The organism is Streptomyces flaveus (assembly GCF_014647675.1).
GTDB lineage: Bacteria > Actinomycetota > Actinomycetes > Streptomycetales > Streptomycetaceae > Streptomyces > Streptomyces flaveus.
Genome location: NZ_BMPQ01000001.1, coordinates 671,612 through 684,451, shown reverse-complemented (window position 1 = coordinate 684,451; position 12,840 = coordinate 671,612). Strand labels below are relative to the sequence as shown.

At 69.6% G+C, this 12,840-nt stretch carries 13 protein-coding genes; 10 read left to right on the top strand and 3 right to left on the bottom strand.

The genetic code is table 11. The features are described from left to right. The first annotated feature begins 13 nt into the window (after positions 1–13). Complete coding sequence (locus tag IEZ21_RS02865) at positions 14–1,492, top strand: MFS transporter (RefSeq protein ID WP_189320271.1); 1,479 nt, start codon at positions 14–16, stop codon at positions 1,490–1,492. A 123-nt stretch (positions 1,493–1,615) separates the two neighbouring features. Here IEZ21_RS02865 and IEZ21_RS02860 read toward each other — a convergent pair whose 3' ends face one another. Continuing rightward, a complete protein-coding gene (locus tag IEZ21_RS02860) occupies positions 1,616–2,890 on the bottom strand; it encodes an MFS transporter (RefSeq protein ID WP_189320270.1) in 1,275 nt (424 codons plus the stop codon). A gap of 83 nt (positions 2,891–2,973) precedes the next feature. On the opposite strand from IEZ21_RS02860, the gene IEZ21_RS02855 reads away from it, so the two are divergent. The 9 genes from IEZ21_RS02855 to IEZ21_RS02815 all read left to right on the top strand — a co-directional run bounded on the left by IEZ21_RS02855 (position 2,974) and on the right by IEZ21_RS02815 (position 10,849). Continuing rightward, positions 2,974–3,969, top strand: coding sequence for a GlxA family transcriptional regulator (locus IEZ21_RS02855; RefSeq protein WP_246567225.1), 996 nt, complete (start codon positions 2,974–2,976; stop codon positions 3,967–3,969). Between the two features lie 51 nt (positions 3,970–4,020). Next, the gene (locus IEZ21_RS02850) at positions 4,021–4,380 is read left to right on the top strand and encodes a VOC family protein (protein WP_189320268.1); all 360 of its coding nucleotides are present in this window, start codon (positions 4,021–4,023) and stop codon (positions 4,378–4,380) included. An 88-nt stretch (positions 4,381–4,468) separates the two neighbouring features. Beyond that, on the top strand, positions 4,469–4,888 hold the full coding sequence (locus IEZ21_RS02845) for an Hsp20/alpha crystallin family protein (RefSeq protein WP_189320267.1): 420 nt from the start codon (positions 4,469–4,471) through the stop codon (positions 4,886–4,888). A gap of 157 nt (positions 4,889–5,045) precedes the next feature. After that, positions 5,046–5,681, top strand: coding sequence for a HEAT repeat domain-containing protein (locus IEZ21_RS02840; RefSeq protein WP_189320266.1), 636 nt, complete (start codon positions 5,046–5,048; stop codon positions 5,679–5,681). Further along, positions 5,678–6,439: an alpha/beta fold hydrolase gene (locus tag IEZ21_RS02835; protein WP_189320265.1), complete on the top strand. Its 762-nt coding sequence runs from the start codon at positions 5,678–5,680 to the stop codon at positions 6,437–6,439. Before IEZ21_RS02840 ends, IEZ21_RS02835 begins: the two co-directional genes overlap by 4 nt. Positions 6,440–6,448: 9 nt before the next feature. Beyond that, positions 6,449–7,285 (top strand): MOSC domain-containing protein, encoded by an 837-nt coding sequence (locus IEZ21_RS02830; RefSeq protein ID WP_189320264.1) that lies wholly within the window; start codon positions 6,449–6,451, stop codon positions 7,283–7,285. A gap of 315 nt (positions 7,286–7,600) precedes the next feature. Then, positions 7,601–8,758, top strand: a complete 1,158-nt coding sequence (locus IEZ21_RS02825; protein ID WP_189320263.1) for an FAD-dependent monooxygenase — start codon at positions 7,601–7,603, stop codon at positions 8,756–8,758. 102 nt (positions 8,759–8,860) lie between these two features. Continuing rightward, entirely contained in the window at positions 8,861–9,274 is a 414-nt protein-coding gene (locus IEZ21_RS02820) for a hypothetical protein (protein ID WP_189320262.1), read from the top strand. 198 nt (positions 9,275–9,472) lie between these two features. Further along, positions 9,473–10,849: an erythromycin esterase family protein gene (locus tag IEZ21_RS02815; RefSeq protein ID WP_189320261.1), complete on the top strand. Its 1,377-nt coding sequence runs from the start codon at positions 9,473–9,475 to the stop codon at positions 10,847–10,849. Between the two features lie 346 nt (positions 10,850–11,195). On the opposite strand, the gene IEZ21_RS02810 is transcribed toward IEZ21_RS02815, so the two are convergent. Together IEZ21_RS02810 and IEZ21_RS02805 are read right to left on the bottom strand one after the other, a co-directional pair. Next, complete coding sequence (locus IEZ21_RS02810) at positions 11,196–11,693, bottom strand: PH domain-containing protein (protein ID WP_189320260.1); 498 nt, start codon at positions 11,691–11,693, stop codon at positions 11,196–11,198. A 160-nt stretch (positions 11,694–11,853) separates the two neighbouring features. Beyond that, positions 11,854–12,684, bottom strand: a complete 831-nt coding sequence (locus IEZ21_RS02805; protein ID WP_189320259.1) for an SAM-dependent methyltransferase — start codon at positions 12,682–12,684, stop codon at positions 11,854–11,856. Positions 12,685–12,840: the final 156 nt, after the last annotated feature.

Genomic DNA, 12,840 nt, shown 5'->3' with positions numbered 1-12,840 from the left:
GGGAGCCGAGCCCATGTCCGTCACCGAGCCGCAGACCGGCAGTACCGTCACCACAGCCATCCCCGCCCGCCTCGACCGCCTGCCCTGGTCACGCTGGCACTGGACGGTGGTGATCGGCCTCGGCACGGTTTGGATCCTGGACGGGTTAGAGGTCACCGTCGTCGGCAACATCGCCGGGCGCCTCTCCGAGGAGGGCAGCGGACTGCCGATCACCTCCGCGCAGGTCACCGGCATCGCCGCTGCCCTCTATGTCGCCGGGGCCTGCGCGGGCGCGCTGTTCTTCGGCCGGCTCACCGACCTCTTCGGCCGCAAGAAGCTGTTCATGGTGACGCTCGCCGTCTATCTGGGCGCCACGGCCCTGACCTCCATCTCCTTCCACTCCTGGTGGTTCTTCGCGTTCCGGTTCCTCACCGGTTTCGGCATCGGCGGCGAGTACGCGGCGATCAACTCGGCGATCGACGAGCTGATCCCGTCCCACTACCGCGGCCGGGTCGACCTGATCATCAACGGCAGCTTCTGGCTCGGTGCGATCGGCGGCTCCCTGCTGTCGATCGTCGCGCTGGACACGGACCTGTTCGCCATCAACGTCGGCTGGCGCCTCACCTTCGCCCTCGGCGTCGTCCTCGGCCTGGTCATCCTCCTCGTCCGCCGCAACGTTCCCGAAAGCCCACGCTGGCTGCTCATCCACGGCAGGGAGGAGGAGGCGGAACGGCTGGTCTCCTCGGTGGAGGAACAGGTCGCCGAGGAACACGAGGAGCACACCGGCCGCCGCGAACTCCCGCGCCCCGCAGGCGAGATCACCATCCGCCGGCGCGAGAGCATCGGCTTCGGCACCATCGCCCGTACGGTCTTCTCCCAGTACCGCCGTCGCGCCGTGCTCGGCTTCTCCCTCTTCATCGGCCAGGCGTTCCTCTACAACGCGATCACCTTCGGCTTCGGCGCCATCCTCACCACGTTCTTCGACGTCTCGACCTCCGACACCGGCTACTACTTCGCCGTCATCGCGGCCGGCAACTTCCTCGGCCCGCTCCTGCTCGGCAAGCTCTTCGACACCGTCGGCCGCCGGGTGATGATCTCGTCGACGTACCTGCTCTCCGGTCTGCTGCTGTTCGGCACGGCCTGGCTCTTCGACCGGGGCTCGCTGAGCGCGACGACCCTGACGGCCTGCTGGTGCGTGGTGCTGTTCTTCGCCTCGGCGGGCGCGTCCAGCGCGTACCTCACGGTCTCCGAGGTCTTCCCGATGGAGACCCGCGCCATGGCCATCGCCTTCTTCTACGCCATCGGCACCGCGGCCGGCGGCATCAGCGGCCCCCTGCTCTTCGCCAAGCTGACCGAGTCGGGCGTCGTCGCCGACACCGTCCTCGCCTTCCAGATCGGCGCCGCCCTGATGTGCGCGGCGGGCCTTGTCGCGGCGGCCCTGGCGATACGCGCCGAACGCCGGTCCCTGGAGGACATCGCGCGGCCGCTGACGGCTACGGTGGCGCTCCGCTGAGGGGGCGGTTTGAAGCTGCGGGTTCGTTGTGGCTGGTCGCGCCCACGCGGCGGAGCCGCAAATTGACACAGCCCCGCGCCCCTAAAAGGAAGGCCTGCGGCCTCCTTTTAGGGGCGCGGTACATCAACGGGCTTTGATCGTGAGGGACATCAGCGCGCCCATCGCGCACAGGGCTCCCGCCGCTACCCACACGAAGTCGTACGAGCCGAAGGCGTCCCGGGCCGTGCCGCCGAGGAAGGCGACGAGTCCTGCGCCCAGTTGGTGGGCGGCGTTGACCCAGCCGAAGACGACCGGTGCGTCGGAGCCGTAGTGCGCGCGGCACAGTGCGAGCGTCGGCGGGACCGTCGCCACGTCGAGCAGCCCGAAGACGATGACGAAGGTGACGATCGGCGGCCCGACGGTCGCGGTGAGCAGCAGCGGCAGCGCGAGGAGGGTGAGGCCGCGCAGGGCGTAGTACGTGGCGAGCAGCCGGCGCGCGTCGAGGCGGTCGGTCAGCAGCCCGGAGCCGACCGTTCCGGCCACGTTGAAGATCCCGATGAGCGACAGCAGCGAGGCGGCGACGGTCACCGGCATCCCGTGGTCGTGCGCGGCGGGCGCGAAGTGCGTCCACATGACGCCGTTGGTGGACGCCCCGCAGACGGCGAAGGTGCCGGCGAGCAGCCAGAAGGGCGCCGTGCGAGTGGCGCGGGCGAGGACGCGGACCGCACGCCGGGCGGCTCCCGGCACGGGCGCGGGCTTGGGCACGAACTCCCGTGCCCCGTACGGAGGTTGGTCGACATCCGCCGGATGGTCCCGCAGCAGCAGCCATACGAGGGGCAGGGCGGCCGTCGCCGCCACGGCCAGGGTGAGCGCGGCGGACCGCCAGCCGTGCGCGTCGATCACCTCCGACAGCACCGGCAGGAACACGAACTGCCCCACCACGCTCGCCGCCGTCAGCAGCCCCGTGACCAGCCCGCGCCGCGCCACGAACCACCGCTCGGTGACCGTCGCCGCGAACGCCGTCGCCGTGGCACCCGTGCCGAGCCCCACGAACACGCCCCAGTACAGGACGAACTGGGCGGACGCCGTCATCGTCGTGGTCAGCCCGGCGCCCGCTGCGACGAGGGCGAGGGCGGTGGTCGCGACCCGCCGCATCCCGAACCGGTCCATCAGCGCGGCCGCGAACGGCGCCGTAGCCCCATACAGCGCCATGCTCACGAACGTCCCGAGTCCGATCGTGCCCCGCGACCACCCGAACTCCTCGTGCAACGGCCCGACGAGCAGCCCCGCGAGGGTGGTGAAGGCACCGGCGGTGACGATGGCGAGGGCGGCGGCGGTGGCGATGATCCAAGGGGTGCGGTTCCGGGGTCGGGTCGGGGTCCAGGTGCGGTTCGAGGTCCTGGTCGAGTCAGTGGTCATGACGTCGACCCTCCGTTTTCGGGGGTCTCGCAGCGAGTGGCCAGATGGCCATGATGTGCAAGAATCTGGCCATGGACCGCGTGATGGCAGAAAAAGCGCCGCACCGAGTGGCCGTCCTCGTCCGGGACGGCGTCCTGCCGATGGAACTGGGCCTGGCCCACCAGCTGTTCGGCAACGCGACCTCACACTCGGGCCGGCCGCTCTACACCCTCCTGACCTGCGCCGTCACGCCCGGCATGATCCGTACGGACGCGGACTTCCCGATCTACGCGCCCCACGGCCCGGAGGCCCTCGCGACCGCCGACACGGTGATCGTCCCGTCGTCGCACGAGGAGGACGAGTACCTGAAGCCCGGCGGCCTGAGCGCGGAGCTGGCCGAAGCGCTGGACCGCGCTCGTGGCGCGCGTATCGCCTCCATCTGCACCGGCGCGTTCGTCCTCGCCGCGGCCGGACTCCTGGACGGCCTGCGGGCGACCACGCACTGGATGTCGACGGACCTCTTCGCGCGGACGTTCCCCGAAGTGAGCGTGGACCCCGACGTCCTGTACGTCGACGAGGACCGCGTACTGACCTCCGCGGGCGAGGCGGCCGGTATCGACCTGTGCCTGCACATGATCCGCCGGGACCACGGCGCGGCGGTCGCGGCGAACGTGGCCCGCCGTACCGTCGTACCGCCGCACCGGGAGGGCGGCCAGGCGCAGTACATCCAACGCCCGGTGCCGGACGGCCAGTTGACGGGCTCGACCACCTCCGCCTCGCGCGCCTGGGCGCTGGCCAGGCTTGCCGACCCGCTGACCCTGCGCGAGCTGGCCGCGCGGGACGCGATGAGTGTCCGTACGTACAGCCGCCGCTTCCGCGAGGAGACCGGCCTCACGCCCATGCAGTGGCTCACCCAGCGCCGCGTCGACCGGGCGCGTGAACTGCTGGAACAGACCGACCACACCGTCGACCGCATCGCGGCGGAGGCGGGCTTCGGCACGGCCGCGTCCCTTCGTCAGCACTTCCACGCGGCGCTGGGGGTGTCGCCGGGGGCGTACCGGGCCACGTTCAGGGGAGCGGTCGCGGGGCAGGAGGAGTAGGGCCTGGGCAGTAGAGCTCAGGGTGGATCTGAGAGGAGCTGATCAGGGCCGATGACCGTCCGCAGGATCGTCCCCGACTTCCAGACCGACTCCGAGGAGTCGATGGCCCAAAGCCGCGATTTCTACGGCCGGTTGGGGCTTGAGGAGGTCATGAATCTCGGCTGGGTCATGACCCTCGCCTCCCCCTCCAACCCCACCGCGCAGCTCATCTTCATCACCGAGGAGCCCACCGCGCCGGTCGTCCCCGACCTGAGCATCGAGGTCGAGGACGTCGACGCGGTGTACGCCGAGGTGGTCGCGTCGGGCGCCGAGATCGTACGAGAACTCCGGGACGAGGAGTGGGGCGTACGGCGCTTCTTCGTACGGGACCCGAATGGGCGTGTCGTGAACGTGCTCACGCACCGCGCTTGAGTCGGGGCTTGTCAACTTTCCTCTAGGGAGTTATATAAGAAGCCGTAGGGCATCGCAGCCAGCCACCGCACGAAAGGAGTGACCCGTGATGCTCATGCGTACCGACCCCTTCCGCGAGTTCGACCGGCTCGCGCAGCAGGTCTTCAGCTCCGCTCGCCCCGCGGCGATGCAGATGGACGCCTACCGGTCCGGGGACGACTTCATCGTCCACTTCGACCTCCCCGGCATCGACCCGGAGTCGATCGACCTGGACGTCGAACGGAACGTGCTGAACGTACGCGCCGAACGCCGTTCCCCCGCCCCCGAGGGCGCGGAGGTCGTCGTCGCCGAGCGCCCCCCCGGTACGTTCTCCCGCCAGCTGTTCCTCGGCGAGACCCTCGACACGGAGCGCATTGACGCCTCGTACGAGTCCGGGGTCCTGACGCTGCGCATCCCCGTGGCCGAGCAGGCCAAGCCGCGCCGGATCCAGATCTCCGGCGGCGGATCCAAGAAGCAGCTGAGCGGCTGACGGCGGTTGACGTCAGTTGACAGAACGCGACGGCCGCCGTGCCGTACCGCCCCGTGGGTTCGCCCGCGGGGCGGAGCCCATCGCTAAATGAGTTGTTGACGCGGAGAGGGCATGCGCAGACTCGTCGGGGAGCGAGTGGACGGGGGAGCGCATGCCGATGACGGACTCACCCAAGGAAACGCGGGCACGGGACGACGTACAGGAAGTCGTGCGGGAAGCAGCCTCGGCAGACGTACGGGCGGACGCGCTGCCCGACGTACAGGCGGACGCCCTGATCCACGCCCTGGGCAGCGAGCCCCGCCGTCCCGAGGCTTTCCGCGAACTGATGCGCCACGGTCCCGCCGCCATCCCCGCGATCCGCCGGGGCCTGCGCCACCCCCAGCCCCGCGTACGCGAGCAGTGCTGCAACCTGCTGGACCACCTCCTCGTACCGGAGGTCCTGGACGATCTGATCGCCATGCTCGACGACCTGGCCGCCCCGGTCCGGTACGCCGCCCTGCACGCCCTGTCCTGCGACCGCTGCAAGACGGACGCCTGCCGCCCCGACAGCGCGGTGGTCCTCCCATGCGGCATCCACCTACTGCACCACGACCCCGACCCCCACGTACGCACCATGGCCGCCGAACTGGTGGGCCGCTGGGTCCACACCCACCCCGAAGCAGCAACAGCCCTGACCTATACCCACGAGACGGACCCGTCCCCAATGGTCCGCAAGAAGGCAGGCTGGTACGCCCCCGGCGGCCCCATCCACCGCCGCACGGCTCCACGCCCACGCCGCCGCGACCGACGATGACATCCACCCCTGTCACCGGGCATGTCACCGTCCCTGACGGCACTCGCATCGCGTACAGCGACACCCAAGGTCAAGGCGGCTCCAGCCCGTCGCCCCCACTCCTTCTCCTGCACGGGCTGGCAGGCCACATGGGGGAGTGGGACGACCTGACGGCGCGACTCCTGGCGGACGGCCACCGGGTGGTGAGGTACGACGGCCGAGGCCATGCCGCCAGCACGCGCCGCCCACGGGACATGACGCGAGCGTCCTGCGTGGCGGACGCCGTGGCCGTGATCGAGCACCTGTCTCTGCCCCCGGTGATGCTGGTGGGTCAGTCCCTGGGCGGCCACACGGCGTTTCTCACCGCGGCGGCCCACCCGCACCTCATCGACACCCTGATCCTGATCGAGGCGGGCCCATCCGGTCCGAGCCCCAACCTGCCGACGGAGATAGGCAGTTGGCTGGACAAGTCCCCGGTGCCCTTCGTGGACCGGGACATGATGGTGGCCGCGGTGGCGGAGCTCGCCGAGTGCTCGTACTGGGCCGAGTGGGAACAGGTCCGCTGCCCCACCTTCGTCGTACGTGGCGCACAGGGCACGATGCCGGCGTCGGAGATGGCGGAGATGCGAACCCGACGCCTGACGGCGACGGCGACGGCGACCGAGACCGAGGTCATCCAGGACGCGGGGCATGACGTGCACCTGGACCAGCCCCGGCTCCTGTACGAAGCGGTGCGGGGTTTTCTGGCACGGGCACGGCATGAACGACGTACGAGATAAGGGGAGCACGTGGCCAGAGTCGTAGAGCTGTCGTATTACCCGGTCAAGGGATGCGCCGGCGTCTCGGCGCACGACGCGATGCTGACGCCCGCGGGGCTCGCGCACGACCGGAGCTTCATGGTCACCAGCGAGGAAGGCGTGTACCGCACGCAACGGCGCTGGCCGCGGTTGGCGCTGATCCGTCCCGGGGTCAGCGCCGACGGAGAGCGGCTCACCCTCCGCGCCCCCGGTCACCCGTACGCGTTGGACGTCGACGTGGACACATCCGGCCCGCGCCGGGACGTGGACCTGTTCGGCGCGCCGTTCACGGGAATCGACCAGGGTGACGAAGCCGCCGCGTGGCTGTCCGAAGTCCTCGGCGCGCCGAGCCGTCTGGTGCGCGTACCGCCCGAGCACGACCGAGTCACCGACGGCCGGATCCCCGGCACTTCCGGCTACGCCGACAGCAGCGCCGTTCACGTCCTGTCACGGTCCACGCTGGACCTGCTGAACGAGCGGCTGACCGAACGCGGCGGCGATGCCCTCCCCATGGACCGTTTCCGACCGAACATCGTCATCGGCGGCTGGGACGACCCCCATACCGAGGACCGCGTCCGTCGGATCACCATCGCCGATACGGAACTTGGCTACACCAAGCTCGCCATTCGCTGCGCCGTCACCCTGGTCGACCAGGAAGCCGGTACGAGGGCCGGCCCCGAGCCCCTGCGCACCCTCGCGACCTACCGTCGAGCCGTCTCGGGCGGGGGCGGCGTGGCCTTCGGCACCAAGTACGCCGTACTCCGGCCTGGGAAGCTGTCCGTGGGCGATGAGGTGCGGGTTGCTTTGTGGGGTGAGGCGGAGTTGTAGTGCGGTGGTGAGGTCGGCCGTCGTGGGCCCTGGCTACTTCGTTGCTGTGGGGACCGCCCGCTTCTTGGCCAGTGTCGTGCTTCCGCGATCCGAGTAATTGGAGGGAGTCAACTCGCTGGTGGGGAGCGCGAGTTGATGTGCTGCTGAACGCCCGCCACCAGACCACGCTGGGGCTACTGGCAGCCGGACAGATCTTGTACCAGCAGGCCAGGTCGATGGCCGCCCCGTCGGCAGACACCTGCGGCGCGGCGCCGCCCCGCCCACCCGGCAGAATTACGTGGGACCACGGCGGGGCGGACGAGGGAGGTCGGCGGTATGGGTGGCAGCGCGGTGGTCGTGGGCGGAGGCATCGGGGGGCTTGCTGTGGCGATCGGCCTGCGCCTGGTCGGCTGGGAGGTGACGGTTGTCGAACGCGCCCCCGTACTCGCCGACGTGGGCGGGGGCATTTCGCTGCACGCCAACGGCGTTCGGGCCCTGGACGTCCTCGGCGTGGGCGAGGCGGTGCGCGCGGCCGCACGGCCTCAGTACACCGGGGGCACCCGTGTCCCCGGCGGCGGCTGGCTGGCCCGGATGGACGGGGCCGCGCTGGAGCGTGCGCTGGGCACGCCGGTCCTCGGTGTCACCCGAGCTGTGCTGCACAGGCTGCTGCGGGCGGAACTGCCGTCCGAGTGCCTGGTCGTGGGAACCGAGGTGGCCTCCGTCGACCGCTCCGACCCGAGCCGGGTGCGGATACCCCTCGACGACGCCGTCCTGGAGGCGGATCTGGTCGTGGCCTCCGACGGAGTGGGCAGCCGGCTGCGCGCCCAGCTCTTCCCCGGCCATCCCGGCCTGGCCTACAGCGGGACGACCGTGCTGCGCGCCCTCACCGACCATCCGGTCGACTTGGCCAGCGACTTGGAACTGACCTGGGCGAACGGCGCCGAGTTCGGCCACATCACGCTCGCCGACGGCCGGGCCGAGTGGCACGCGGTGCTCAACTCGCCCCCCGGCGTACGGCACGCGGACGGCCTCGCCGCGATGCGCCGCCGCTTCGGCGACTGGCACGATCCGATCCCCGCCCTGCTGGACGCGACCCGGCCCGACGCGGTCCTGCACCACGACATCCACGAACTGGTGACACCCCTGCCCGCCTACACCGCGGGCCGGATCGCCCTCCTCGGCGACGCGGCCCACGCCATGACCCCCAACCTCGGCCAGGGCACCAGCCTGGCACTGGAGGACGCCGTCGTCCTGGCCGCCGCGCTCGCCACCGAGCCCACCGTCGAATCGGCACTGGCCCGCTACGACGCCGAGCGCCGCCCACGCTGCCGGTCCATCGCCCGCGCCGCCCGCCAAATCGGCCGGATGGGCCAGCAGTTGACGCATCCCCTGGCCGTCGCCGCACGCAACACCGCTCTCCGGCTGGCCCCTTCCCGCGCGACCATCCGCACGGTCCTGCGGCATGCGGACTGGACACCGCCGGGCTTGGGCTGACGGTCCGAGGAGCTGAGCCGGCGGAGCGGATCCGGTGTTTCTGCCCAACTTCCGTGATACACCGGGAAGATCACCGTGACGCAAGCAGAGAGGGCACCGCCCATGGGCCGACCGACGACCTCGACTCCGCTGCCGGGCGGCACGAAGGTCCTGTCCATCGGGCTGCATCCGAGGACGCTCGACTACAGCCGGATGCCCGACGGCGTCGACGAGGCGGTGTTCACTGCCCGGATCGAGGCGGCGAACGCGACGCTGCGCGAAGCGGGGTTCGATGCTGTTGTGTGCCTGATCGACACCTCTCCGGATCGCGCCGAGGAGACCGTCCGGGAGCAGCTCCAGGAGTACGCGTTCGGCGTGGCGATGATCGGCGGTGGCGTACGGATGCTGCCGGAGAACACCCTGCTGTTCGAGCGGCTGGTCAACGTCCTCACCGAGGCGGCGCCCGGGATCCGGCTGTGCTTCAACACGACGCCGGAGGACACGGTCGAGGCGCTGAGGCGGTGGATCCAGACGTAGGCACGTAGGCCGAGGCGTGACCAACTGCCCGCTCGCCGTTGCGACATCGACCACATTCAGCCGTTCGACCACACTCGTCCTGAGCGCGGCGGCCGGACGGTGCCGGACAACACTACAGCGGACCTGTGGTTGTCCCCAGGAAGAAAACTGAAGGTGGCAGGCTGTCCGGGACCTGTCGCCCATAGGCAGCCTTGATCCATGCCTGCATTGCACAGATCACATCGACCATATCGATCACATCGGTTGCTGCTGCTCCTGCTGGCGCTGACGCTCGCGGTCGGCACTCTGACGGCTGCCTCCCAGTCGGCGCACGCGAACGCGATGACCACCACCGATCCGGTGCGCGAACTGGCGCGCGCCGCGGAGCCGCTGCGCTCCACGGAGCCCGGCGCCCCCGGCGGCGATCTGCGCCCGCTCGGCCGCATGATCGGCTCGGCGAAGATCGTCGGGCTGGGTGAGGCCACGCACAGCTCCCGGGAGTTCTTCACGATGAAGCACCGCGTCTTCCGGTACCTCGTCGAGGAGAAGGGTTTCACCACCTTTGCGCTGGAGGCGCCCTGGTCCACCGGCCTGGTCCTCAACGAGTACGTGTTGTACGGGAAGGGCGACCCGGAGAAGATCATGCGGAAGGAGTTCCAGAGCTCGTACCGGCTGTGGAACACCCGTGAGTATCTCGATCTGCTGAGGTGGATGCGCGCCCACAACGTCCGTCACCCCGACCACCCCGTGCAGTTCATGGGTGAGGACAACGGCTACGCGGGACCCGAGCTCTTCGACGAGGTCACGGACTATGTGTCCGCGCACCACCCGGAGCTGTTGCCGGAGTTCCGCCGCTTGTACCGCGAGCTCCGGCCGACGGGGAGCGTGGAGGAGACCGTCAACGAGAACATGGCCAAGCCCGTCGCCGAGCGCAAGCGGACGGCCGCGGATGTGCGGCGCGCCTACGAGCTGCTTCAGGCGCAGGGGCCGGACGGGGACAGGCAGGCGTACGAGTGGGTCCTCCAGCACGCCAGGGCCATCTCCCAGACCGGCACCTTCTACTCGTACTACGACTTCTCCGACCCGGAGAAGATCGCTCGGGCCATGCTCTACCGCGACCGGATCATGGCGGAGAACACCGTGTGGTGGCAGCGGCACACCGGCCACCGGATGCTGCTGTCGGCCCACAACGGCCATGTCTCCTACGAGTCCGACAACCCTGAGCAGTATCCGAAGACCCAGGGGGAGTTCCTGCGCCAGATGGTCGGGGGCGAGTACATGAACATCGGCTATACCTTCGGGCAGGGCTCGTTCAACGCGATGGATCTGACGGATCCGGAGGAGCCCTACCGCCGATTCTCCGTGGAGCCGCTGGGCGCGGGCAGCAATGAGGAGGTGCTGGAGCGAGTCTCGCGCCGGGACTACTACGTCGATCTGCGGGCCGTGCCCGAGCCGGCGCGAGACTGGCTGATGGCGAAGCGGCTGACCCGCTCCATCGGGAACGCCTGGCCGGAGGACCCCTACCAAACCTCGCTCGGGCGCCAGTTCGACGTGCTGATACACCTCCATCGCGTCACGGCGGCGGATCTCCGGTAGGTACGCCGCTGTGTCACGTGCATCAGTAGGTCGTGCCCGTGGCCGTTGCATACTGCAGGCGCCCGGCAGGCCGGTAGACCTGGATCGTCACCCCATTCGCGGTGGCTTGCGATTCGACCATGGTCTTCAAGACGGAGAAGATCGGCAGGTTCGTGGACGGGAAGAACAAGCGTGCCGAGTTCTACACGGAGACCAAGGACAGCAAGGCCGAGAAGGCCGTGTACTACGACTGGCGCCGGAGCGGCCGTTGGCCACAGCGCGGTGGCGAACGTCCCCCGGGCGTCTTGGCGGCGGGCCTGGAAGCCCTCCGCGCCGACGACGAGCGCGGACCGGCCGCGCAGGCGCATCAGGAGGTGGCGGTGCCTTCCCCGTGTGGCGGTGGCGTCCAGTCGGGGCCGCGCCGGCTCTCCCACAGCTCGCGCAGCAGTTGCACCTCTTCCGGAAACGAGTCGATGTCCCGAGAGTTGACGTGCGGCAGGCTGATATGGCGGCCGGGAATATGGATCACGACCGCCTGAGCCTTCTTTGTGGAGCCTCTGGTCTCGATCTCCTCGATGTCCTCCCAAGCGATCTGCTCGGTCCCGCCGAAGAGGGCGCGGATCTCGATGTGATCGGGGGTGGTGATGGTGGCGTCCCGCTTGGCCGAGGCATAGAAAAAGGCCATTGAGGCGACGACAGCCACGTTGACCAAGATCCAGGGGGAGCCATATCCGTATTCCACCAACAGAAACAGTTGGGCGAGCAGGCCGATACTGGAGGAGAGGCCAAAGTACAGCCAGACCGCATACATGCGCCGAGTCGCCGGCCCAGCACGGTAGGTCCGAAAGGGCGATTCGTTCGTCATGGCGCGCCACGGTAGGCCACGCGCCCCGGGACCCCTCCCGGCCTGCGGCCACTGCTGCCTCGACGTAAAGCTCTGGGGGTGGTAGCAACGGCCGGACATACTCATGCAAGCCGGCCCCGCCCACTCCGCGTCCCCGAGACCTCGTACGTACGCCCCGGCGTCAGGGCTTTCGCGCAACCCCGCCGTATTCGTTCACTGCCGGCGGCAGCCCACCAGCACCGCCACCGTCCACGATGTCGGGCCGCCACCGGGAGCACGAGACCACTCCTGGTTCCACCAACTCCAGCCCGTCGTAGTAACGCGCGATCTGCTCAGGGCTGCGGAGGATGTACGGAGCGCCGCTGATTTCGTTGTAGCGGCGAGTGGCCTCGTTGTAGACCTCGTTGGTGTTGCCGCCGTCGTAGTGCACCAGATAACTGCCGGACGGCAGCTCCGCCATCAGCCGCCGCACGATCGAGCAGGCCTCGTCGTGGCCCTCGACAAGCCCCAGGATGCCCATCAACATCAGCGCGACGGGCCGTGTGAAGTCCAAGGACTCCCTGGCCGCCTCCAGGATCCGCTCCGGCTCCCGCAGATCGGCGTCGATGTACCGGGTGCTCCCCTCAGGCGTGGTGCTGGTGAGCAGGGCCTGGGCATGCGCCAGGACCAGCGGATCGTTGTCGACGTACACGACCCGCGCGTCGGGGGCCACCCGCTGCGCCACCTCATGGGTGTTGTCCACCGTGGGCAGCCCGGTCCCGACATCGAGGAACTGCCGGATCCCCCGCTCTCCCGCCAGAAACCGCACCGCCCGCACAAGGAAGTACCTGCTGGCCCGGGCCTCCTCCTCAATCCCTGGGAACAGCTCCTTGAACGCGTCTCCGGCCGCCCGGTCCACCTCGTAGTTGTCCTTGCCGCCCAGCCAGTAGTTCCAGATCCGCGCCGACTGCGGCGCCGTAGTGTCGATCTTGGACAACGCCCGCTGCGCAGGGTCTGTCGCCCCGTCAGTCATAGCCACTCCACTCCCGCTCCACTCCCATGCTGTGCGCGTCCCCCAAACGTAGGACCGGGAGTCACCTACCACCACCACGTCCTCAGCCAACACCAGGGCCCTGCATGGCAGTTACGAGCACTGTCACCAGTGGCGAGCACAGCGGGCCGGTCGTTG

What these genes read in the sequence shown, in the direction of transcription:
- IEZ21_RS02865 (WP_189320271.1), top strand. Translation starts at nt 14, where the DNA reads ATGTCCGTCACCGAGCCGCAGACCGGCAGTACCGTCACCACAGCCATC.
- IEZ21_RS02860 (WP_189320270.1), bottom strand. Translation starts at nt 2,890, where the DNA reads ATGACCACTGACTCGACCAGGACCTCGAACCGCACCTGGACCCCGACC.
- IEZ21_RS02855 (WP_246567225.1), top strand. Translation starts at nt 2,974, where the DNA reads ATGGCAGAAAAAGCGCCGCACCGAGTGGCCGTCCTCGTCCGGGACGGC.
- IEZ21_RS02850 (WP_189320268.1), top strand. Translation starts at nt 4,021, where the DNA reads ATGACCGTCCGCAGGATCGTCCCCGACTTCCAGACCGACTCCGAGGAG.
- IEZ21_RS02845 (WP_189320267.1), top strand. Translation starts at nt 4,469, where the DNA reads ATGCTCATGCGTACCGACCCCTTCCGCGAGTTCGACCGGCTCGCGCAG.
- IEZ21_RS02840 (WP_189320266.1), top strand. Translation starts at nt 5,046, where the DNA reads ATGACGGACTCACCCAAGGAAACGCGGGCACGGGACGACGTACAGGAA.
- IEZ21_RS02835 (WP_189320265.1), top strand. Translation starts at nt 5,678, where the DNA reads ATGACATCCACCCCTGTCACCGGGCATGTCACCGTCCCTGACGGCACT.
- IEZ21_RS02825 (WP_189320263.1), top strand. Translation starts at nt 7,601, where the DNA reads ATGGGTGGCAGCGCGGTGGTCGTGGGCGGAGGCATCGGGGGGCTTGCT.
- IEZ21_RS02820 (WP_189320262.1), top strand. Translation starts at nt 8,861, where the DNA reads ATGGGCCGACCGACGACCTCGACTCCGCTGCCGGGCGGCACGAAGGTC.
- IEZ21_RS02815 (WP_189320261.1), top strand. Translation starts at nt 9,473, where the DNA reads ATGCCTGCATTGCACAGATCACATCGACCATATCGATCACATCGGTTG.
- IEZ21_RS02810 (WP_189320260.1), bottom strand. Translation starts at nt 11,693, where the DNA reads ATGACGAACGAATCGCCCTTTCGGACCTACCGTGCTGGGCCGGCGACT.
- IEZ21_RS02805 (WP_189320259.1), bottom strand. Translation starts at nt 12,684, where the DNA reads ATGACTGACGGGGCGACAGACCCTGCGCAGCGGGCGTTGTCCAAGATC.